22 protein-coding genes are annotated in these 21,649 nt (G+C 61.0%); 10 read left to right on the top strand and 12 right to left on the bottom strand.

All coding sequences use genetic code 11. The features are described 5' to 3' along the window. Positions 1 to 22: 22 nt before the first annotated feature. The 6 genes from CMV30_RS11535 to CMV30_RS11510 all read left to right on the top strand — a co-directional run bounded on the left by CMV30_RS11535 (position 23) and on the right by CMV30_RS11510 (position 5,560). A complete protein-coding gene (locus CMV30_RS11535; RefSeq protein WP_175414839.1) occupies positions 23 to 340 on the top strand; it encodes a helix-turn-helix domain-containing protein in 318 nt (105 codons plus the stop codon). Between the two features lie 136 nt (positions 341 to 476). Further along, on the top strand, positions 477 to 899 hold the full coding sequence (locus tag CMV30_RS11530) for a hypothetical protein (protein ID WP_096056164.1): 423 nt from the start codon (positions 477 to 479) through the stop codon (positions 897 to 899). A 54-nt stretch (positions 900 to 953) separates the two neighbouring features. After that, positions 954 to 1,187 (top strand): addiction module protein, encoded by a 234-nt coding sequence (locus CMV30_RS11525; RefSeq protein WP_096056163.1) that lies wholly within the window; start codon positions 954 to 956, stop codon positions 1,185 to 1,187. 479 nt (positions 1,188 to 1,666) lie between these two features. After that, on the top strand, positions 1,667 to 2,839 hold the full coding sequence (carA, locus tag CMV30_RS11520) for a glutamine-hydrolyzing carbamoyl-phosphate synthase small subunit (RefSeq protein WP_096056162.1): 1,173 nt from the start codon (positions 1,667 to 1,669) through the stop codon (positions 2,837 to 2,839). Between the two features lie 171 nt (positions 2,840 to 3,010). Continuing rightward, a complete protein-coding gene (locus tag CMV30_RS11515) occupies positions 3,011 to 4,927 on the top strand; it encodes a methyl-accepting chemotaxis protein (RefSeq protein ID WP_096056161.1) in 1,917 nt (638 codons plus the stop codon). Between the two features lie 39 nt (positions 4,928 to 4,966). Further along, complete coding sequence (locus CMV30_RS11510) at positions 4,967 to 5,560, top strand: hypothetical protein (protein ID WP_096056160.1); 594 nt, start codon at positions 4,967 to 4,969, stop codon at positions 5,558 to 5,560. Positions 5,561 to 5,600: 40 nt separating this feature from the next. Here the strand turns inward: CMV30_RS11510 and kdsB are convergent, their stop codons facing one another. Continuing rightward, complete coding sequence (gene kdsB / locus CMV30_RS11505; protein ID WP_096056159.1) at positions 5,601 to 6,344, bottom strand: 3-deoxy-manno-octulosonate cytidylyltransferase; 744 nt, start codon at positions 6,342 to 6,344, stop codon at positions 5,601 to 5,603. Positions 6,345 to 6,422: 78 nt separating this feature from the next. Between kdsB and CMV30_RS11500 the strand changes: the two genes are divergently transcribed. Beyond that, a complete protein-coding gene (locus tag CMV30_RS11500) occupies positions 6,423 to 6,722 on the top strand; it encodes an HPr family phosphocarrier protein (protein ID WP_096056158.1) in 300 nt (99 codons plus the stop codon). A gap of 277 nt (positions 6,723 to 6,999) precedes the next feature. Here the strand turns inward: CMV30_RS11500 and CMV30_RS11495 are convergent, their stop codons facing one another. From CMV30_RS11495 to CMV30_RS11460, 8 genes are all read right to left on the bottom strand, one after another. After that, a complete protein-coding gene (locus CMV30_RS11495; RefSeq protein ID WP_096056157.1) occupies positions 7,000 to 7,806 on the bottom strand; it encodes a TatD family hydrolase in 807 nt (268 codons plus the stop codon). Between the two features lie 45 nt (positions 7,807 to 7,851). Then, entirely contained in the window at positions 7,852 to 8,736 is an 885-nt protein-coding gene (locus CMV30_RS11490; RefSeq protein ID WP_096056156.1) for a carbohydrate kinase family protein, read from the bottom strand. 103 nt (positions 8,737 to 8,839) lie between these two features. Next, the gene (locus CMV30_RS11485) at positions 8,840 to 10,342 is read right to left on the bottom strand and encodes a carboxypeptidase M32 (protein WP_096056155.1); all 1,503 of its coding nucleotides are present in this window, start codon (positions 10,340 to 10,342) and stop codon (positions 8,840 to 8,842) included. A 43-nt stretch (positions 10,343 to 10,385) separates the two neighbouring features. After that, positions 10,386 to 11,342, bottom strand: coding sequence for a DUF4097 family beta strand repeat-containing protein (locus CMV30_RS11480; protein ID WP_096056154.1), 957 nt, complete (start codon positions 11,340 to 11,342; stop codon positions 10,386 to 10,388). Positions 11,343 to 11,431: 89 nt separating this feature from the next. Further along, positions 11,432 to 11,740, bottom strand: a complete 309-nt coding sequence (locus CMV30_RS11475; RefSeq protein ID WP_245844135.1) for a hypothetical protein — start codon at positions 11,738 to 11,740, stop codon at positions 11,432 to 11,434. A 123-nt stretch (positions 11,741 to 11,863) separates the two neighbouring features. Beyond that, positions 11,864 to 13,993 carry a DNA gyrase/topoisomerase IV subunit A gene (locus CMV30_RS11470; RefSeq protein WP_096056153.1) on the bottom strand — a complete coding sequence of 710 codons (2,130 nt, stop codon included), beginning with the start codon at positions 13,991 to 13,993 and terminating at the stop codon, positions 11,864 to 11,866. 230 nt (positions 13,994 to 14,223) lie between these two features. Beyond that, a complete protein-coding gene (locus CMV30_RS11465; protein WP_096056152.1) occupies positions 14,224 to 14,997 on the bottom strand; it encodes a CE1 family esterase in 774 nt (257 codons plus the stop codon). A gap of 10 nt (positions 14,998 to 15,007) precedes the next feature. Then, positions 15,008 to 16,855 (bottom strand): DNA topoisomerase IV subunit B, encoded by a 1,848-nt coding sequence (locus tag CMV30_RS11460; protein ID WP_096056151.1) that lies wholly within the window; start codon positions 16,853 to 16,855, stop codon positions 15,008 to 15,010. Positions 16,856 to 16,987: 132 nt separating this feature from the next. Here CMV30_RS11460 and CMV30_RS11455 point away from each other — a divergent pair, with 132 nt between their 5' ends. The 3 genes from CMV30_RS11455 to CMV30_RS11445 are packed head-to-tail and all read left to right on the top strand — an operon-like array spanning position 16,988 to position 18,935. Next, positions 16,988 to 17,719 (top strand): DUF748 domain-containing protein, encoded by a 732-nt coding sequence (locus CMV30_RS11455; RefSeq protein WP_138223259.1) that lies wholly within the window; start codon positions 16,988 to 16,990, stop codon positions 17,717 to 17,719. Between the two features lie 53 nt (positions 17,720 to 17,772). After that, complete coding sequence (locus CMV30_RS11450; protein ID WP_096056149.1) at positions 17,773 to 18,429, top strand: DsbA family oxidoreductase; 657 nt, start codon at positions 17,773 to 17,775, stop codon at positions 18,427 to 18,429. 23 nt (positions 18,430 to 18,452) lie between these two features. Further along, positions 18,453 to 18,935, top strand: a complete 483-nt coding sequence (locus CMV30_RS11445) for a tetratricopeptide repeat protein (RefSeq protein WP_138223258.1) — start codon at positions 18,453 to 18,455, stop codon at positions 18,933 to 18,935. 59 nt (positions 18,936 to 18,994) lie between these two features. On the opposite strand, the gene CMV30_RS11440 is transcribed toward CMV30_RS11445, so the two are convergent. The 3 genes from CMV30_RS11440 to CMV30_RS11430 form a co-directional block, all read right to left on the bottom strand. Further along, the gene (locus CMV30_RS11440; protein WP_096056147.1) at positions 18,995 to 19,855 is read right to left on the bottom strand and encodes a hypothetical protein; all 861 of its coding nucleotides are present in this window, start codon (positions 19,853 to 19,855) and stop codon (positions 18,995 to 18,997) included. Continuing rightward, positions 19,852 to 20,487 carry a sigma-70 family RNA polymerase sigma factor gene (locus CMV30_RS11435; protein ID WP_096056146.1) on the bottom strand — a complete coding sequence of 212 codons (636 nt, stop codon included), beginning with the start codon at positions 20,485 to 20,487 and terminating at the stop codon, positions 19,852 to 19,854. Before CMV30_RS11435 ends, CMV30_RS11440 begins: the two co-directional genes overlap by 4 nt. A gap of 98 nt (positions 20,488 to 20,585) precedes the next feature. After that, positions 20,586 to 21,629, bottom strand: a complete 1,044-nt coding sequence (locus CMV30_RS11430; protein WP_096056145.1) for a polyprenyl synthetase family protein — start codon at positions 21,627 to 21,629, stop codon at positions 20,586 to 20,588. Between the last annotated feature and the right edge of the window lie 20 nt (positions 21,630 to 21,649).

The following is a 21,649-nucleotide window of genomic DNA, read 5'->3' as shown; positions in this document are numbered from 1 at the left end:
CCGGCCATGACTAGTCTCGGCCGTGAGCAACGACATCGCACAACGGCTGATGGAGCGCGTGAAGCGCCTCCGGGAGAATCTTGGGCTCACCCAAGAAGCCTTCGCCGAACGTGCCGGGCTCAAATACAAACACTACCAGTCGGTCGAAGCAGGTCGTAAACCCAACATCCAGTTCTCCACGTTAATCAAGATGGCCGAAGCCTGCGGCTTGGAGCCTTGGGAATTACTCAAGTTCGATCACGACGTGGAGTCGTTCCAGCCCGTCGTCGGCGAGACCAAAGCCACCACCCGCACCAGCAAGACGGCGAAGACCCCCAAACCGCGTCGGCGGTCCAACTGACACCTGGGCTGTCTTCAGTTTTCCTCAGCACTAGCTCCTCTAATTATCACGCGGCCTCCCCTTCGCGAGACCACTCCCACCCGTTTCCGCCATTCCTTTTCGTGTCTTTCGTGTATTTCGTGGGCTACTCTTCCCCATGTTTTCCACCGACCTCTGGACTCTCGGCCTCCGTCTCGCCGGCGCGTTCCACCTCGTCACGCTCACCCTCGCCTGCTTCACGCCCATCCCGCCCGACTGGGATAAAAACCTCGCCGCGCTCCCGCCCATCCACCGCCGCTTCGCCATCGCTCAAAACCTCTCGATCGGCGCCACCATCGCCGTCCTCGGCCTCATCAGCCTGCTCCTCGCGCCCGAACTTCTCACCGGTTCACCGCTCGCCCGCACCGTCTGCGGCGCCACCGGACTCTTCTGGCTCGGCCGCCTGATCGTCCTCCCCTGGCTCCGCGTCCAATCCACGCTCACCACCCCGCTCCTCCGCCTCGGCTACGCCTTGCTCCTCGCCCAGTGCGCCATCTACGCCGCCGCCTACGCCTACCTCGCCCTGCGACCGGCTCTATAGCACAGAGGCCTCGGCGGACTTGCCGCCGGGCACGAATCCAGCAGCCTCGCAACCATGAGCATGACCGTTGAACAACTCGTCTCAGAAGCGCGGCAGTTACCCCGGGAAAAGAAAACAGAGCTGTTTGACCGGTTGCTCGTGGAAGCGTTCGCACAGCCCGACCCGGAGATCGACACAGCGTGGCGGGCTGAGACGCGCCGCCGCATCGCGGAAATCGAAAGCGGCCAGATCAAAGGCGTACCCGGCGAGCAAGTCATGGCCGAACTGCGGCAAATCGCCGGCTTGTGAAGCCGGTCATATTTCATCCGGAAGCCCGGCTGGAATTAACCGCCTCCGGCCGTTATTAGGCCCAGCTCAGTCTGACCGTCGCCCAGCGTTTTTACGCCGAGATCGATGAGGTCATTTCCGAAATCCGTGCGCGACCGGATTTGCGGCGCATGTTCGATCCACCCGCCCGGCGGCACTCGGGGCCGGTATTTCCGTACTGCGTCATCTACCTCGACCGACCCGATGCAATCTGGGTGGTCGCGGTGATGCACTTCAAGCAAGAGCCAGGATACTGGCGCGAACGCCTGAGCTGAGTTCCGACTTCCTCACCTACGCCGCCTGCACCTATCTCGCCCTGCGCCCGGCTGCGTAGAAAACGCTCACTTTAGCCACGTTACCCCATCTCCTGGCTCATCCCCTGATCGGACTTCGTGACTTCTTAGAACAAACTCAGAAAACCGCTTGGCACGCCCCCCCCGACCCCTTTTCGTTCGGCTTTAATGTCCACGCCCAAGCAAGGAGTTCTCGCCCTCGAAGACGGTTCCATTTTCCGCGGCCTCGCGTTCGGAGCCGACGCCACCATCGCAGGCGAATGCGTCTTCAACACCTCGATGACCGGCTACCAGGAGATCATCACCGATCCCTCCTACTTCGGCCAGATCGTAACCATGACCGCGCCGCAGATCGGCAACTACGGCATCAACGACGAAGACGCCGAGGCCCACGCCCCCAAATGCTCCGGCTTCGTCGTCCGCGAACTCTCCCCCATCGTCAGCAACTGGCGCTCCCAGTCCTCGCTCGACGCCTATTTCAAAAAATACGGCATCCCCGGCCTCAGCGAAATCGACACCCGCGCCCTCACGAAAAAACTCCGCGTCGATGGCGCCATGAAGTGCTGCCTCAGCACCCTCCCCATCTCCGACGCCGACGCCATCGCCAAAGCCCGCAACTGGCAGGACATGGCCGGCTCCGACTACGTCAAAGAAGTCTCCGTCAAAGAACCCTTCATCTGGCGCAGCGACGACGTGGCCAACCACAACGCCCCTTACTTCCCCATCGGCACCACGATGAACGCCCCCGGCATCCCCGCGAAAAAGTTCCGCGTGGCCGCCTTCGACTTCGGTGCCAAGCACACCATCTTCCGCAAACTCATCCGCCACGGCTTCGACGTCCAAGTCTTCCCCGCCACCTACACCGCCGAGCAGGTCAAAGAACACAAACCCGACGCCGTCTTCCTCTCTAACGGCCCCGGCGATCCCTCCGCCCTCCCGTATATCCATAAAACGGTGACCGGCCTCCTCAACGAGTACCCGATCTTCGGCATCTGCCTCGGCCACCAGATGCTCACGCACGCCATGGGCGGCACGACCTATAAACTCAAGTTCGGCCACCGCGGCGGCAACCAGCCTGTGAAAAATCTGGAGACCGGCAAAGTCTCCATCACCGCGCAAAACCACGGCTTCGCCACCGACCCCAAGTCTCTCGAAAAAGGCGGCGCCAAAGTCACCGAGCTCAACCTCAACGACGGCACCGTCGAAGGCCTCCGCCACACCAAGCTCCCCGTCTTCTCGGTCCAATACCACCCCGAAGCCGCTCCCGGCCCGAACGACGCTGACCCGCTCTTCGTCGACTTCTACAAAATGGTCGAAGCCCGCAAAGCCGGTAAGATCTGAGATCCTGGCACCATCCATCGATCGTTTTCATACAGCCCGGCTTCACGTTCTGTGAGCCGGGCTTTTTTACGGGCTCGCAACACGATTAGCGCAAACCGCGCTTAATTCGCCGCTTCCATTGTCGATGCTACCCCGACTGTCCGATTCTCGTTTTTGGCGGTCGGCTCCACTATGCGGCCCCTCAGTCTCAAAGCTAAAATGCTCTTCAGCATCGGCACCGTCGTCGTGCTCGGACTCACGCTCACCATCGGCTTCATCGCCTGGCGCACCGACGCTCTCGCCCGGGAACAAGGCATAGCCTACGCCCGCGAACTTTCCGCCAACCGCGCACAGGAGGTCGCCCGCCGGCTCGACGGAGCCTTTACCGTCCCTCGCACGCTCGCCCTCTCCCTCGAAGGTTCGCTCGCCTCAGGCACTGCCCTCTCCCGCGAAACCGTCAACCTCATGCTCCGCCGCACGCTTGAGGCCACTCCCGGCCTCTTCGCTCTTTGGACATGCTGGGAACCCGACGCCTTTGACCGCCGCGACGCTGACTTCGTCAACCAGACCGGCCACGACACCACCGGCCGTTTCGTACCTTACTGGTTTCGCAAAGGCGACACGATCGCTTTGGAACCAAATAAAGACTACACGATTGCTGGCGCCGGAGACTACTACCTCCTGCCACGAGCTTCCGGTAAAGAGGTGATCCTGGAACCGTATATCTACGAGGCCGGCGGCAAAAAAATCCTCATGACCTCCCTCGTGGTCCCCATCCGCCAAGGCGAGAAAATCGTCGGCGTCGTCGGTGTGGACATCGATCTCGCCCAGCTCTCCAGTCTCACCGCCGCAAAAATCTTCGAAACCGGCTACATCGCCCTCATCTCGCAAAAAGGCGTTTACGTCTCTCACCCCAAAACCGAACGCCTCAACAACCCCGTCGCCAAAACCGACCCCTGGATCGAGCCACTCCTGGCTGGCCTTGCCAAAGGCGAGCCGTTCTCAGTCACCAGCTTCTCGCACACACTCAACGACAACGTCTTTCGCATCGGTGTGCCCATCCTCATCGGCGAAAGCCGCACCCCATGGAACGTCACCGCCTCCATCCCCGAGTCCAAAGTCCTCGCCGCAGCTCGCGCCGTTCGTAATACCGCCATCCAGATCGGTGCCGGCGCTCTCATCCTCGTTCTCGCCGTCGTTCTCGTGATAGCGCGTAGCATCTCGAAACCCATTCAGCGGATCGCTGGCCATCTCGTCGAAGGCTCTGCGCAGACCAGTTCCGCCGTCTCCCAAATCTCCGCCACCAGCCAAGCCCTGGCCGAGGCATCGAGCGAACAAGCCGCCTCGCTTGAGGAAACCAGCGCCTCGCTTGAAGAACTCGCCAGCATGACCAAGCGCAACGCCGAGGGAGCCACCACCGCAAGCACCCTCGCCACAGACGCACGCAACTCCGCCGACCGGGGAGCGCAACAGATGCAGGACATGGTCTCCGCCATGAACGCCATCAAAACGTCGAGCGACAGCGTCGCCCGCATCGTCAAGACCATCGACGAAATCGCCTTTCAAACCAACATCCTCGCTCTCAACGCCGCCGTCGAAGCCGCCCGTGCCGGTGAGGCCGGCGCCGGTTTCGCCGTCGTAGCCGACGAGGTCCGCGCCCTCGCCCAACGCTCCACAGTCGCAGCCCGCGAGACCTCCGACCAGATTGGCGACGCCCTTCAGCGCGCCAACCGCGGCGTCGAAATCTGCGGCCACGTCGCCACCGGATTCGAAGACATTCGGGGCAAGATCAACCAGCTCACCAGCCTCGCCTCAGAAATCGCCACCGCCAGTGACCAACAGACTCAGGGTATCGGACAGATAAATACTGCGGTCGTCCAAATGGACAAGGTGACTCAGGCCAACGCATCCCAGTCCGAAGAAACCGCCGCCGCCGCCGAAGAACTCAGCGCCCAGGCCGTCGAGCTCGATTCCATCGCCGGCCGCCTCAAAACCTTGGTCGAGGGCTCGCCTGCTCGCCCCAAACACAAGGCGCGCGGTCCGCAGTCAGCCTCAACGCCACGCAAAACCCGCAGACAAGATCCCGTGCCTGAGCTCGTGGAAAATTGATCCACAACTCCTCCCCGCAACTCGACATCCCGCTTCGCAGTGAAAAAGCGCATCGTTCTCGTGCTGCTGGTTGCTGCGGCTTGGTTTTTCTTCATCCGCGACACGCCTGCCCGCTGGAAAGGCATCCCCGCTCCGCGCCAGCCCGTTCAATCCTCCGCAGGCCTTCCCGCCGCGTTCCGAAACGGCGAATACACCATCAAGCCGCTCGCGAAGTACCAGATCACCGCCGTCGTCCTCCGCGGCGAACGCTACCGCTTCGCTCCGCTCTCCGATCTCTGTCCCCTCGACCTCGCCCTCGGCTGGGGCCCCATGTCCACGGCCTACGCCATCAACGGACTCAAAATCACCCAGCACGGTCGCTTCTATTTCTACAGCTGGAAAAACGAAGCGCCGCTCGAACCGGAACAGATCGCGCAAAACTCCGCCAACACGCACTGCCTCCCGGCCGACGCCAAAATCCGCAGCCAGCTCCTCGCCGTGAAACGCCACGAACTCGTCACGCTCGAAGGTTATCTCGTCGAAGCCTCCACCCCCGACGGCGGCACCTGGCGCTCCTCGCTCACCCGCGACGACACCGAAGGCGGCGCCTGCGAAATCCTCTGGGTCACCAGCGTCTCCCGCAAAAAACTCTGACACCAGAATCACGTCAGCGCCTCCGCACGCAACGAATCCCTCACCCCAACGCCGCCTCGAACTTCACCGCATCCTCCGGCGTATCGACACCGATGGTCGGATCCGTCGTCGCGCCCACCGCAATATCGAAACCATTCTCCAGCACGCGCAGCTGCTCCAGCTTCTCGATCCGCTCCAGCCGCCCGACCGGCAGGCTTGCGAACTTCTCCAGCAACTCCGCCTTGTACGCGTAGAGCCCGAGATGCCGCAGACAACCATTCGCCCGCACCCACGCATCGTCGACCTTTCCCGCGAAATCGCGCGCATACGGCATCGACGACCGTGAAAAATAGAGCGCCCGCCCATCATTGCGCAGGATCACTTTCACCTGATTCGGATTCGCAAAATCCAACGCCGTCGTGAATGGAGTGGCGAGCGTCGCCATCGCCACCGGCGTCGCGATCAGCTTCGCCAGATCGCGTAGTTGGCCGCCCGAGACGAGTGGCTCGTCCGCCTGCACGTTAATCACGTGCTGTGCCTTCACGATGCGATTGGCCTCCGCGATCCTGTCCGTGCCGCTCTGATGCGACACGCTCGTCGCGATCGCCTTGAACCCGGCTTTCTCCAGCGGCGCCGCCAGCAACGCATCATCGACTGCAAAAAACAGCGGAAACTCCGGAGCCTCTTTGGCGATCCGCTCCGCCACCCACAGGAGCAGCGGCTTCCCCTTGATCACATGAAGCAACTTGCGCGGGAAACGCGTCGATTCGAGCCGGCAAGGGACGATGATGGCGGTCTGGGGCATGGCTTTGGACGCTTGTGGCAGGTTTTTGGAGTTGCAAGCCGACGGCGGGCGTCACGACCATGCGCGCACCTAAATCGAATGGATAAAAACGACGTCACGACAGCGGGAAAACCTCTTTCCAAAGAGTTGGTTGTCCAAAACAAGATGGGCATCCACGCCCGTCCGGCGGCCATGATCGTGCGTATCACCAACAAATTTAAGGCCGATGTCTTCGTCGAAAAAGACGACGAACAGGTGAACGGCAAAAGCATCATGGGCCTCATGATGCTCGCCGCCGGCAAAGGTTCGAAGGTCAAGTTCCTCGCCACCGGCGACGACGCGACCCAGATGCTCAACGAGCTCGAACAACTCTTCGCCCGCAAATTCGACGAAGCCTAAAACGCTCTAATTTTATCCAACTTATCTAAGGCGACCCAAAGCGGTCGCCTTTTTCGTAGGCCGAACACGCCCGCGCGAAAACGCTACGCGAACTCCACGTCGCTTTCTTGAAGAGCAAAGACGCGAATTCGCAAAAGAGTCCAACGCGATGCAGCGCATTTCCCAAAGGCGAAAGTCACTATCGCGCTTCACGCGATAATCGCCACTCGGCTGCTGGCGTCGTCCCTCGCGTCTTTGCGTCTTCGCGCTTCAACCAAACGCTCACCCGCGTTCAGCCTCAAATCCCGAAAAACCGCCGCGCATTCTCCGTACTTACCCGCGCCAGTTCCTCATAGCTCACACCGAAAACCCCCGCCGCAAACTCCGCCGTATTTTTCAAATAAGCCGGTTCGTTCGGTTTCCCGCGATGCGGCATCGGCGTCAGGTACGGCGCGTCCGTCTCCAGCATGAACCGAGAAAGCCCCTGAGCCTTCGCCGCCGCCCGGATCGTCTCCGCCGTCTTGTACGTCAAAATGCCCGTGAACGACCCATACCCGCCGCGCCGCGTCAGCTCCGCCATCTCCGCTTCGCCCTCGGTGAAGCAGTGAAAAACGACCTTCGTCCAGTCCACGCCGCTCGCATCGATCATCTCCACGCACTCCTGAAACGCGCCGCGCGAATGCACCACCAGCGGACACTTCAGCTTCGCCGCAATTAAGAGCTGCGCCGCAAACGCCGCGCGCTGCCAGCGAAAAATCTTCTCCGCCTTCGCCGCGTCATCCTTCGGCAGGTGAAACCGGTCCAGCCCGCACTCGCCGAGCGCGACTGGCGGCGGCTCCGAGAACTGACTCCAAAATTCCTCGATCTGCGCCACCTCATCCGGCCACGTCTCCTCGACCGAGCAGGGATGCACGCCCACCGAGTAGTGAACGAAACCCGCATTCTCCCGCGCGATCTTCTGATAAAACCGCCAGTCCTCCGGCGACGTCCCGATCGTGATCATCGCCTCCACACCGGCGTCTTTCGCACGCACGAGCGTTTCAGCCAGCACACCTTTGTGCGCGAACGATTCCAGATGCGTGTGCGTGTCGATCAACGAAGCCATGTGCGAAAATCCCAAACGCCAAAACTCTAAACGCCAAACAAAACCTCAGCTCAACCCCGCCACTTCACCCGGCTCATACTCCGGCTGCGCCCCATCCTTGCTCGCGACAAACGCCCCGAGCGCACACGCGCGCCGCAACACCGCCGCCCAATCCGCCTTCTCTCCGCCACGCAAAACCCCATCGAGCAACGCCGCCGTGAACGCATCTCCCGCGCCAATCGTGTCGCGCACCTCCACACGCGGCGACTCCGCGCGAAACACCTCGCCCTTCCGCCACACCAGCGCGCCCTTCGCCCCCAGCGTCACGCACACCATCTCACACGCGTAGTGGCCAGCCAGATGCGCCGCATGACGTTCCGTCGCCGCCCCTCTCAAAGACTCCGGCGACAGCGTGCGCGCCTCGTCTTCATTCACTTTTAAGACCGTACAGCCGCGCACCCACGCATCGAGCGAACGCACATCGTCGTACGGCGGCCTCAAATTCAAATCGCACAACCGCACCGCCGGTTTCAACGCCAGCCACTCGCTCAACCGGTCGCGATTCGCCGTCCCGCGCAACGCCAGTGAACCAAACACCATCGCCGCCGGCGCACTCACGCCGCTCGTCGTCGGATGCGCCGCGATCTCGTCCCACGCCACCGGATGATGGATATCATAGCTCGCCTGCCCCGCCGCATCGAGCGCCACCGTCACGCTGCCCGTCGGCAGCGACGGATGCTCCGCGATCAACGCATCGTCCAGCCCCGCCGCTTTCACTCGCGCCCTCGCTTCGTCGCCCAACGCATCCCGCCCCACCGCCGAGATCAACTTCGCGTCATGCCCCAGCCGCCCGAGGTGATAAGCCACATTGAGCGGCGCTCCGCCGAGAAACCGCCCATGCGGCAAAACATCCCAAAGCACTTCTCCAAAACAAAGAATCGGGCGAGACATGCCGCCAACTCACGAGCACCCGCGCCAAAAGCAAACGCGCGAGAAGATTCCGAGGTAGGGACAATGCTCCGCATTGTCCGCAACCGCGTCGCCCACCCAATCCTCACTTCAAATACAGCGCACCGTAACGCTCGCGCAAATAACGCAGCAGCCACTTCGGCGAAAGCTCCTCGCCCGTCGCGTGCCGCACGAGCCCGAGCGTATCGAGTCGCTTGCCCTGCGCATGAATCATCTCGCGCAACCAGCCGAGCAGCCACGTGAAATCACCACGCGCAAATTCCTCCTCCAACTGCGGCCTCAGACTCAGCGCGTGATACCAGAGCTGCGCCGCCATCATATTGCCGATGCAATAGCTCGGGAAATAGCCAAACGCGCCGTCGCTCCAATGCACGTCCTGCAACACACCTTCGCGGTCGTTCGCCGGCGTGAGCCCGAGCAACGCTTGCGCCGACTCGTTCCACGCCTTCGGCAGATCGCGCACAGCGAGCGTCCCGGCGAAGAGTTTTTTCTCCAGCTCGAAGCGCAGTACGACGTGCAGATTGTACGTCACTTCATCGGCATCGACCCGGATCAACGTCGGCTCGACCGCATTGATCGCGAGATAGAATTCATCCGAGGAAACATCCTTCAACTGCTCCGAAAACGCCGTGCGAAACTTCGGTTCGAAGAACTTCCAGAAACCGCGGCTGCGCGCGACCTGATTTTCCCAAAGCCGGCTCTGCGATTCATGCACGCCCATCCCCGCCGCCTGCCCGAGCGCGGTGTGATGCTGATCGCTCGCGAGCCCTTGTTCGTAGAGGCCATGACCGGTTTCGTGGATCGAGCTGAAGAGCGAATCCAGCGGATTGTCCGCGTCGAAACGCGTCGTCATGCGGATGTCCGCACCCGTGCCCGAGCAGAACGGATGCAGCGACACATCGATCCGACCGCGCTCGTAATTGAAACCGATCTTCTGCGTCACCTCGCGCAGAAATGCGCGCTGCTGCTCGACGGGAAACCCGCGCATCAGATCGGCCCGCGCCTTCGTCTTCGACGCCGTCACTTCGCGCACAAACGGCACAAGTCCCGCCTTCAACTCGTCGAAAAGCTTTTCGATCACGGCGGCGCTCATGCCCGGATCGTGTTTATCGATCATGTAGTCGTACGGCGCGGCCGCCTGGCCGAGGTAGCCCGCTTCGCGCTTCGCCAGTTCGAGATTTTTTTCGAGCACCGGCGCGTAGCTCGCGAAGTCCGCGTTCTTCTTCGCCTCGGCCCACGCGTGATAACCCCGGCTCCCCTGCTCCGCCTTTTCTCGGACAAATTCGGCGGGCAATTTCGTGGCGCGGTCATAGTCCCGCCGCGCCCAGCGCACCACGATTTGCTGATCGGACGTGAGCGTTTTCACCTGCGCTTCGAGCACAGCCAGAAGCTCGCCGATCTTCGGATCGCTCAATGCCGCGTGCGCCGTTTCAGCAAGCGCCGCGTGCTGCGCCGCGCGATGCGCCACGCTATCAGCAGGCAGATTCACCTGCTCGTCCCACCCGAGGAGCTGGCCAATGGAGTCGAGCAACTGCGCGCGGCGCAGGCGCGTGTTGAGTTCAGAAAAAGCGTCGGTCGTGTTCGTCATAAAGTGTAGGAGCGGCTTCAAGCCGCGATCTGTCCGTAAAAACCTAAAGCGACGGCACCGCGTTCAACCTCACCTGCCCGCCGCTCGCCCGGAGCTTGATAAGCGGGCCGCCGCCGTTGAGCGTGCCCGTGAGCGTAGAGTCGCCGGACTTTCCTTTGACCATCGTCACATCGAGATCGCGCACCCGCACACTGCCAAATTTCGATGCCCGGGCATGGAGCGTCGCCGCGCTGCGCGGATCGAAGCCCACCGTGACATCACCACCGTCGGCCTTCAGATCCGACGCCTCTGTGAGCGGGTGAACGAAGCTGACTTTGATGTCGGTGCGGTTGCCTCGGGCGATCACCGCTCCGCGCGCGGCCTGCACTTCGATCACGCCATCAACCGCCGATAACTCCGCCCGTCCGCCGCTGCGACCGATGAGTACGTTGCCATTTTTCGCGAGCAGCTTGAGCGCGCCCGTGCAGGCGGTGACGGAGACATCGCCTCGCGTGTTCGTCGCCAAGACGTCGCCCTCGATCTCGCCGATGAAAATGGCCCCGGCGGCGGTGTGCGCACTGACGTTTCCCTTCAACGCGCCAACCGTCACGCCGCCTTCGCCCGTCCGGAGATCGAGCTGGCAGCTGCGCGGCACGCTGAGCTCGATCACGAGCGCGGCGGGCGACCAGTTCTGCCACGTCCAGCGCACGGCGTGGCGCGGCGTGATTTTCAAAACGATGCCGCCGTCCTTCGCCTGCTCAAGCGTCACGTCGAGTTTGGCCAGCAACGCTTCGGCGGCTTTCTCGTCGGTCGCTTCCACCGTCTGCCGCACCAGCACATGCACGCGCGCATCGTCCGAAGCCGTCACCGTGATGCCGCCGGAAAACGTGTCTGCGCTCACCGCGACGCCGGATTTCGCATCGAACGTTTTATCGATGACGCGGTCGATCACCGCGTGCGCGGGCAGAACGGAAAACGTGAGCGCGAGGAGAAGACCGAAGAGGCGCCAGCTAGTGTTCATGAATCGCCCCAAGGGGTTGGAAGTTCGCCAGCGTTGGCAAGTCGGCAGAAGAGTTTCTCCGCTGTCCGCGGGATGGGTTTATCCCGAGCTCAGACCTTGGCGCTGTTGTCGCACTTGAAGTGGACGAGCGAGCGACGCATCGCGTGAGCGCGGAGCGCGGCTTCCTTGGCTCCATCGCGGCTCTTGATGTGAAAGAGCCCGGACTCATTGGCTTTGATGAGGTTTTCCTCGTGCTGCGCGGCGGTCGCGATCAACAGCAGCGTCTCAGCCTTGTCTGGCAAACGGCTCGCGGGAAAGCGCGTGTGCGCGGAAAGCCAGCGCAGCGTGGTCAGCAAGGAAGAGGCGGAAACGGAATCACTCACGCCGCCAGAGTGGCGGCGGCGGGCGGGCGGCGTCAAAGCCGGATTCGCGGGCGTGCCGCGCTCCGTGTGTAGCCGCGCCATTTAAGGCGCGGATCGTCATCGCCATCCAAGTCCGCGTCTTAAATGACGCGGCTACGCACGAAACAAAGTGCCGGCGGCTCAGCTCTGCCGCACGCGCTTCACCGGATACTCCGTGACCGTGATGCCTTTCGCAGCACGCCCGCCGACAGAGAGCTCCTTCAGATCGAATGAAAACTCTTTCTTGCGCGCGCTGCATCGCGGGCTGAGCTCGACTTCGACCGACTTCGGCAGTGACGCCTCGGTCTTCGCGACGTCGAAGAAGACCACCTTCGAGCCTTCGCTAGCGGCCAGCGGATAAAGTTTTTCGCGGGTTACGCCGCCGATCTGGAAGCGTTTCGCGAAAGCCTTTCCGCTCTCCTTGTCCTGATAGATCATCGTGTAGAAAGCCTTGTCGCCTTCCTTCGGCAGCAGCGCCACGTGGATGATGTTGCGGCCCATGAAAACTTTATCGGCCACGCGCGCGACCTTCATCGTGCCGTCCGCCATAAAGCAGAGCACGTCGTCAAGGATCGTACACTCGGTAAGGAACTCGTGCTGGCGCCAGTTGAGGCCGATGAAGCCTTCCTCGCGATTCACGTAGAGGCGCTGATTCGCCGAGACGACGGCGGCGGCGCTGATCTGCTCGATCTCATCGTAAGTCGTGCGGCGCTTGTGGCCCTTGCCGTATTTTTCCTGAAGGCGCTCGAACCACGCGATCGCGTACTCGGTGAGGTGCTTGAGGTGGTGCTTCACCTCTTTCATTTCGCCTTCGAGTTTCTTGATCCCCTCGTCGGCCTGGAAGCGGTTAAACTTCGAGATACGTTTGATCTTAATCTCCGTGAGCCGGGTGATGTCGTCGTCAGTGACTTCGCGGCGCAGATCTTTCAGGAATGGCTTCAACCCGTCGCGGATCTCGGCGATGACGTTTTCCCACGTCTCCGATTTCTCGATGCGGCGGTAGATGCGCTCTTCGATGAAGATGCGTTCGAGCGAGTCCCAGTGCCACTGCTGATCGAGTTCGCCGAGGCGGATCTCCAGTTCAAGCTTGAGCAATGCGACGGTCTTGTCGGTGCTGCGGCGGAGAATCTCCGACACGCCGAGGAAGTGCGGCTTGTCGTTCTCGATGATGCACGCGGCGGGCGAGATCGACACCTGGCAATCGGTGAAGACGTAGAGCTGCTGCGTGATCTTGTCGGGGTCGCTGCCCGCCGGGAGATGAACAAGGATCTCGACCTGCTCGGATGTGTTGTCGTCCACATGCTTCACCTTGAGTTTGCCCTTCGCGTTGGCGGAGAGGATCGACTCGATGAGCGAGGTCGTCGTGGTGCCGTAAGGCAGCTCGGTGATCGCGAGTACGTTCTTGCCGCGCGCTTCCATCTTCGCGCGAACCTTCACTTTGCCTCCGCGCTCGCCGTCGTTGTACTCCGAGAAGTCGGCGATGCCGCCCGTCGGGAAATCCGGAAAGATGCGGAATTTTTTCCCGTTGAGGTGATTGATCGAAGCGCGGCAGAGATCGTTGAAGTTGTGCGGGAGTATCTTCGTCGCGAGACCGACCGCGATGCCTTCGGCGCCCTCGGCGAGCGTGAGCGGGAACTTCACCGGCAATGTGACAGGCTCGCGATTGCGACCGTCGTAGCTGAGCTGCCAAGTCGTGGTCTTCGGATTAAAAACAACCTCGCGCGCAAACGGTGTGAGTCGCGCCTCAATGTAACGCGACGCCGCGGCACCGTCGCCCGTGAAGAGGTTACCGAAATTTCCCTGCGGCTCGATGAGCAGGCCGCGTTGCGCGATGCCGACAAGCGCCGCACCAATCGAAGCATCGCCGTGCGGATGATAGCGCATCGCGGCGCCGACGACGTTGGCGACTTTGTTGAAACGGCCGTCATCCATCTCCCAAAGCGTGTGGAGAATGCGGCGCTGCACCGGCTTCAGACCGTCGTCGATGTGCGGGACGGCGCGATCAAGGATCACGTAGCTCGCGTACTCGAGGAACCACTTCTCGTAGGACTTCGCGAGCGGGGCGTTGTCGTTGTTGCCGGGTGCGGGCGGCGTGGCGTCGGCCGGAGGCTCGGGCGGTGGCGTGGACGAGGAATCACCCTCGACGCCCGCGGCAGCGGGCTCTTCAGCACGGACTGGCGGCACGGCAGACGATGACGCGGACGGAGTTTCGCCGCCGTTTAGCGGCAGCTCGGGCTGGTCGGAGGACTTCGATGTTTTGCGGGGAGCCATGTCGTGCGGAAAAGAGAACGGTCAGCGAGGCGGAGTCAGAGAGGGATGAGAAGAAAAAATTACGCGGCCACCAACTGTCGGCGCCGCGGATCAGCAACGCTCATCGGATCATCGTGAAACGCACAAATAAATATGCGGACAGCCCGCTCTGAATCCGTTGAAAACGAGCTACTTGAGCTCAACCACAGCTACAATAACGCACAGATAGTTCACTCATAAGCATGAGCATCCTACGGCATCGATTGAGGCAGTGCTTGTGCAGGTAGCTGGTGCTTGAAGAAGAAAGTGAGGATTTTTTCCTCCATCTGCTGTTCGCGACCGCCCCATCCGTGTCCGCAGTTGGGAACAGCCCAGAATGTCACCGGATAACCGGCATTACGGAATGCCTGCACGGACGACTGCACGCGATCAGACGCGGCGGGAGCAAATTCATCTTTTTCACCCCAGACTATGAATAGCGGCGGTTTCCGATCATCAGGCCCCGCCGTCCGCATACGGACAATTCCCGCGTAGGCAGCCACCGCAGCAACGGTATCTTTTCGGGAAAACAGAAGGGATGAAGCAAAGCCGGCTCCGTTCGAATGGCCAAAGGCATAGATCCTAGATCGATCCACCGGAAACTTTGCCGCGAGTTCTTCCACGATTTGATCGAAGAATTTCAGGTCAGGACTGTCAGAGCGGCTGTTCCAACTCACTGGGCCTTCTGGATAAACCACGATGAAGTGCTGATCCAGAATCAGCGCGTCGAATTGCGTGTAGTCGTACATCCACGCCTTCACCTCGCCACGATAACCGTGGAAACCAAAAACCAGCGGATAAGGGCGGCCTGGAATGATCACGGCCGGTCGCGAAATGACGTAGTTCCGCTCCCGCCCATCCACCTGAATCACCTCGCGAGATCTGGTTACTGGCGCAGACACCTCTGCGTCTTCCGCCCGAACCAACGAACACAGGGACACACATTGGATCGCGAAGAAGGCAAAAGAGCGGATGCCCGTTTTCATAGAATACCGCTCACGCCCCCACCAAATCCTTCTCCACGCGGAGGTTTTCGATGATGAACTCCTGCCGGTCAGGCGTGTTTTTGCCCATGTAGAACGAGAGGAGCTCGGCGCTGTTGTGGAGGTGTTCGAGCGAGACCTTTTCGGCGCGGATGTTTTCGCCGATGAAGTCTTTGAACTCGTTGGCGGAGATTTCGCCGAGACCTTTGAAGCGCGTGATCTCGTGAGTGGAGCCGAGTTCGGCGACGGCCTTTTGCTTCTCGTCTTCATCGTAACAGTAGATCGTGCGCTTCTTGTTACGCACGCGGAAGAGCGGCGTCTCGAGGATGAAGATGTGATTGTTAGTGATCAGCTCCGGAAAAAATTGGAGGAAGAACGAGAGCAGCAGCAGACGGATGTGCATGCCGTCAACGTCGGCATCGGTCGCGATGATCACGCGGTTGTAGCGCAGCCCGTCGAGCCCGTCCTCGATGTTGAGTGCGCTCTGGAGGAGGTGAAATTCCTCGTTCTCGTAGATGACTTTTTTGGTGAGGCCGTAGGTGTTGAGTGGCTTTCCTTTGAGCGCGAAGACGGCCTGGGTCTGCACATCGCGGCAGGACGTGAGCGAACCGGCGGCGGAGTCACCTTCGACGATGAAGAGTGTGCTGTCTTCAGCGCGTTTATCCTTCGAGTCGAGATGCACGCGGCAGTCGCGGAGTTTCTTGTTATGCAGCGAGGCTTTCTTGGCGCGCTCGCGGGCGAGGTTGCGGATGCCGGCGAGTTCTTTGCGCTCGCGCTCGCTGTCTTCGATTTTGTTTTTGAGCGCCTGAGCGGCCTCGGGATTCCGGTGAAGCCAGTTGTCGAGCTGCTGCTGGAGAAAATTGCTGATGAAGAGACGGATCGACGGGCCGCCTGGGCCGATGTCGTTGGAGCCGAGTTTGGTTTTCGTCTGTGACTCGAAGACCGGCTCCATCACGCGAACCGAAACGGCGGCGACGATCGACTGGCGAATGTCGGCGGCGTCGTAATCTTTTTTGAAGAAATTGCGGAAGGTCGTGACGAGACCTTCGCGAAAGGCGGCGAGGTGAGTGCCGCCCATCGTGGTGTGCTGGCCGTTGACGAACGAGTAGTACTCTTCGCCGTAGTGCGCGCCGTGCGTCATCGCGACTTCGATGTCCTCAGCTTCGATGTGGATCAGCGGATAGAGCGGCTCACCGGTGAGTTTTTTGGCGAGGAGATCCTTGAGGCCATTCTCGGATTTGAAGGCCTTGCCGTTGAGCGTGAGCGTCAGGCCGCGATTGAGGTAGGCGTAGTTCCAGAGCATCTCCTCGACGAATTCGGGGCGGAACCGGAAATCTTTTCCGAAGAGCGCTTCGTCCGGCGTGAACTCGATCAACGTGCCGTTTTTCTCGCCGTTGGTGGCGGCGACGATTTTGCCGTCTTTTTTGATTTTGCCCTGGAGAAATTCGACCGTGCGCGTCTGGCCTTCGCGGAAGGCTTGGGCGCGGTATTCGAAGGCAAGCGCGTTGACGGCCTTCTGGCCGACGCCGTTGAGGCCGATGGCTTTTTTGAAGGTTTCGCTGTCGTACTTCGCGCCGGTGTTAATGATGGAAACGCACTCGACGAGCTTACCGAGCGGGATGCCGCGGCCAAAGTCGCGCACGCGAATCGAGCGGTCGGTGATGTCGATCTCGACCTTCTTGCCGAACCCCATCGTGTATTCGTCGATGCAGTTATCGACGGTTTCCTTGAGGAGCACGTAGATGCCGTCCTCCGGATGCGAGCCGTTGCCGAGGCGGCCGATGTACATGCCAGGCCGCAGGCGGATGTGCTCGAGCGGGGAAAGAGTCTTGATGTTCGCTTCGGTATAACCTTGGGCCATGTGATTTTTAACTTTGGTTGAGAGGCTTCGCCCGAGGGCGCGAGTGACAAGCGAAAACACGGCGCGGCAAAAACACGCGCGCACTGGACGCTGCGCTGCGTGTCTGCACAGTTCCGCAAACTCTATCGCTCCATGAAAATCGTCCTCTACATCGTCGGTTCCCTTGTCGCTCTCGCGCTCGTCGCGATCCTGATCGTCTCCTTCATGCTCGGATCGATCGTGAAAAAAGCGGTCAACCACGCTGGGCCGCAAATCACACAGACGAGCGTTGTGCTCGAAAATGCGAAGATCTCGCCCTTCTCCGGCAAGGGCACGCTCAAGGGTCTCACCGTGGGAAATCCTGCGGGCTGGACCACTCCGCGCGCATTTTACCTCGGTGAAATCTCCATCGATATCGAGCCGGGCTCCATCACCAAGGACACGATTGTGATCAACAGTATCATCATCAATGAACCCGAGATCACCTTCGAGACGAAGATTACCACGAGCAATCTGCAGGATCTACTGAAGAACATTCAGAAATCATCCGAGTCGAGCGGCAGCACTTCGCCGCAGCCACAACCATCGGGCGGCGACACCAAGCCCGCCGAGCCCGGCAAGGAAGTGAAGCTGGAGGTGAAGTCCTTCCGCCTGGAAAAAGCCAAGGTCATCGTCGCCGGCGGCGGCACGAGTGTGCCTGTGGAAATCCCGGCCATCGTGATGGAGAATCTCGGCACGCGCGAAGGCGGCCTCACGCCTGAGCAACTCGCGACGGCAGTGATCAAAGAGATCTCCGTTCAAGTGGGACAATACGCCGGGAAAAAGGCGGTCGAAAAAGGACTGCTCGATAAAGCCGGCAAGGAACTGAACAAGCTGCTCAAATAGCCAACTGTTCGCCGAAGAGTCTGCGTCGGGCCCACCCGCAATCCACGAATGACATGAAAATCACCTACTACCTCGAAGTCATTTCCTCGTGGTGCTACTGGAGCGAGCCGATGTGGGCGGAGCTGAAACAGCGCTACGCGGGCCGAGTGGAGTTTGAGTGGAAGATCGCGCTGATGCGTCCCGGTGATTTCCCGGCGACTCGCGCGCAGTGCGACTGGTTTTATCAGCGGAGTGGTACGATCATGCGTTCACCGTTAGTCCTCAATTCGGGGTGGTTCGAGCAATCGCGCAACGGCGTGTACGACGCGCCCAATGTGGTGGCGGAAGCCGCGCGCGATTTCGGCATCACGGATGACCGAGCGCGTCTCGCGCTGACGCATGCGGCCGTGCGCGATGGGCGGAAGATCGGTGATCTCACGGAAGCGGTGGCCGTGGTCTCTGCCGCGTGCGGACTCGATCCGGCCGAACTGCGCACGCGCGCCGAAACCGCTGAAGCCGCCGCGCGCGTGCGGATCAGCACGGAAGAGTTTCACTCACTCAACGTGTCGCAGCGCCCGGCGTTTCTCATCGAGGACGCCATCGGCGATCGCGCCGTTTTCTCCGGCCTCGTCGCACTCGCGCCACTGACCGCGACGATCGACGCGATGCTGGCTGACACAGCCGCGTATGCGTCGCACGCGGCCCATTTCGGGGCTCCGCCCAAAGCCTGAAGAAGCGTCCGCAGATTTCACAGATGAACTGGAAATGGCGAGTCAGCCACGCACGGGGCTATCGTGAACTCGGTTTACTCAAAGAAGCGCGGCACGAGTTGACGCTCGTGCCGGAAAATTACGCCGACGAAACCGACGTCATCGCCGAACACGCCGCGCTCAGTCAGGAAACTGGCGCGTGGAAAAAACTCGCCGCCGCCTGCCGCACGCTCGCCCGCCGTCATGCGGATGATCCCGGCTGGTGGATCATGTGGGCCTATGGGACACGCCGCGCGGAGTCGCTCACCGCGGCGGAGAAAATCTTGCTGGAGGCCGAGGCGTTGCATGCGAACAACGCGACGATCCAGTTCAATCTCGGGTGCTACGCATGCCAGTTGGGAAATCTCGGTGCCGCACAGGCGCGCGTACAACGGGCGATCACCTTGGATAAAAATTTCGTGGCCATGGCGCAGACCGACGCCGATTTGGAGCCGTTGCGAAAAATCACCGCCAAGCCGTGGGCATAAAAAAGCCCGGCGGTTAAGCCGGGCGAAAACCGAGGCGCTTACGAGCGAGCGCGAAGGAGTCAGAACTTGATCGAAACACTGTCAGCATTCAGGCCGAGACGACTGATGGAATCGTAGAGCGACTGCTCGGCGAGGCGGTTGGCAATGCGTTCACGGGAACGAACCACGCGGGAATTCCCCGAGACCAGATCGCCGCGATCTTGAGCGTCCACCGAAGCGAGCAAGCGGGCGCGGCGGTCGTTGCGCGGTTCCGAAAGCTGCGTGAGCGGGTTGGTGTCGATCAACGAGAGTCCATTCGTGCCCGCCAAATCATCCAACGAGGCGAGCAGCGGGGCGGCAGCTGATGGGAATTGAGGACGGGCATCGATCTCAGGAGTGCCTTCGAGCCCGAGGATAACCTGAGCAAGCGAGGGCTCGGGCGAGTCATGAATCGCGACCACGTTTCCGTTCATCTCAGAAGATGTGGGCGTGGACGCGGGCATGCTCATCGTATTGTCACTAGCGGCAACATTCGCGATCGCTGGTGTCGTCGCTTGATCGAGCGCGACGATCATGGAGCCATCCGGCACGGCGGGTGATGCCACAGTCGGAGCCAGAGCGGGAGCGGAAAGAGGCATCGCGGGACTGGCGGAGGTTGCCGCCATCGTAGCCATATCAGGCGATTGCTGGCCGCGCTCGCGGACGGCCACCAAAGTAAACGCGATGACGGCGGTCGCTCCGACGGGAAGGGAAATTTTCGCGAAGCTGGCGACCGACAGGCGGCGCCACCATGGGCGCTTATCGACGATGGCCGCGAGCTGCTTGCGGCGGAGCTGGTCTTCAAACTCGACCCAAAATTCTGGAGCGGGCCGCTCGGCGCGTTTCAAACGGAGGAGATCCTCAAGCGAGACTTTGGACTGCGGGCGCGGACGTTCGCTCATGATTGGGTGTAGCTCTGAAGCTCTGCCTGGAGGAGTTGCTTGGCGTAGTGAAGACGTGAACGCACCGTGCCCACCGAGCAGTCCATGACCTCGGCGATCTCTTCATGACTCAAACCATCGATTTCGAATAAAGTAACCACGGTACGATGCTTGATAGACAATTTGAGCATCGCCTCGTTCAATTTTTCTTGGAGCTCCTTCACGAACAGCTCGCGATCCGCGCCCTTTTTATCGGTCAGCTGGTTGATGATCTCGGCTGATTTATCCTCTTCATGGATCTTCTCAAAACTGAAGAAGGAGCGGAGCCGGGCCTTGCGCAGATGGGTAAGCGTGGAGTTGACCGCGATGCGGTACAGCCAGGTGAAAAAGGAGGACTGGCCTTGGAAGCGGTTGATCGACTGGAAGGCTTTGATGAAGGAATCCTGCGTGAGATCGGCGGCGTCCTCGCGGTTCGCTGCCATGTTGTAGATCACGCCGTAAACGCGTTCGCGGTATTTCACGATGAGGCGGTCAAACGCGGCGACATCGCCGGCCTGCACGCATTGTACGATCTGCCAGTCGGAGCCGGCCTCGTGCTGACGCTCGGGGGAGCCGACCAGCGGTTTGGCGAGCGATTTGGAGCCAGCGAGCATGTGGCGCAAAATGAACGCGGAGCCCGGGCAGGCAAACGCATTTTCGATTTTCGAGACGCCTGCGGCGTGAGCGCAAGTGGATGCAACCGGTCAAACCCTCAGGCTGTCGCCGCCCCATGGCTGGACAACGCGCTCACCTGCGAGCGCAAGACCTGGCCGAGGCGAAGCAACAACGCCACCGGCTCCAAAGCGGCATGAGGCGCCAGCGCTTCTTCGCCGACACGGAGCTCGGCCTGAATCGCCTCGGCTACACGCGCGAACACACCGAGGCGGTTCATCTGCGCTATGCGCAGAGCGAGCTGCGGGGGGCGTTTTTTGAGTATTTCGTCGATGAGATGCGCACGATCCTCGGCGGAAAGCTGTTCCATGAGGTCGAGAAGCGGGAGGGTAATTTTCCCACTGGCCAGGTCCGTGCCCAGGGTTTTGCCAATGCGTTTTTCATCGCCGAAAAAATCAGCGAGATCGTCGTAGATCTGGTAAGCGATGCCCAGGTGACGACCGAAGTGCGAGGCGGCTTCGACGAAGTCCTGCGGATAACCGGCGAGGCGGCTGCCTAGAAAACAGGAGACGCGGAAAAGCTCGGCGGTTTTCAGATCGATGACGCGGCGGTAATCGGCGTGCGTGATATTGGTCGAACCGCGCCGGAGCGTCTGGATGATTTCACCGGCGCAGACTTTGCGCGTGGAGTCGGAGACGGCAGCGCAAACTTCCGTGGTCGGGAACTGCGTGGCGAGATTCAACGCGTGCGAGAAGAGCGCGTCGCCGAGGAGGACTGCGGCTTCGGCACCGTACTCGCGGGAAGCGGTGCGGCGGTTTCGGCGGAGGTCCGCTTCATCCATGATGTCGTCGTGAACGAGGGTGGCAAGGTGGACGAGCTCCACGACTGCCGCGACGCGGATCAAGTCATCAGAAGGCGCGGCACCAGGCCGGGCACCACTCAAAAACACGAGCGCGGGGCGGATGCGTTTGCCCGACGTATCGATGCAGTAATCCGCCATGGCGCGGATCTCAGGCTCGAAGCCGTCGAGCTGGCTGCGGATGTACGCGTCGAGGCGAGCCATGTGTGGCTGGAGCAGCGCGAAGACGGCGGCGAAATCGCCGGCCACGGTCCGTTCGGGAGAGGCAGGAATACTGGCGGCCATAGTTGGGCTTGAAGCTACGG

Source organism: Nibricoccus aquaticus (assembly GCF_002310495.1).
GTDB classification, from domain to species: Bacteria; Verrucomicrobiota; Verrucomicrobiia; order Opitutales; family Opitutaceae; genus Nibricoccus; species Nibricoccus aquaticus.
Note: the sequence above shows the minus strand (reverse complement) of the source record. Positions and strands in the feature narration are given on the sequence as shown.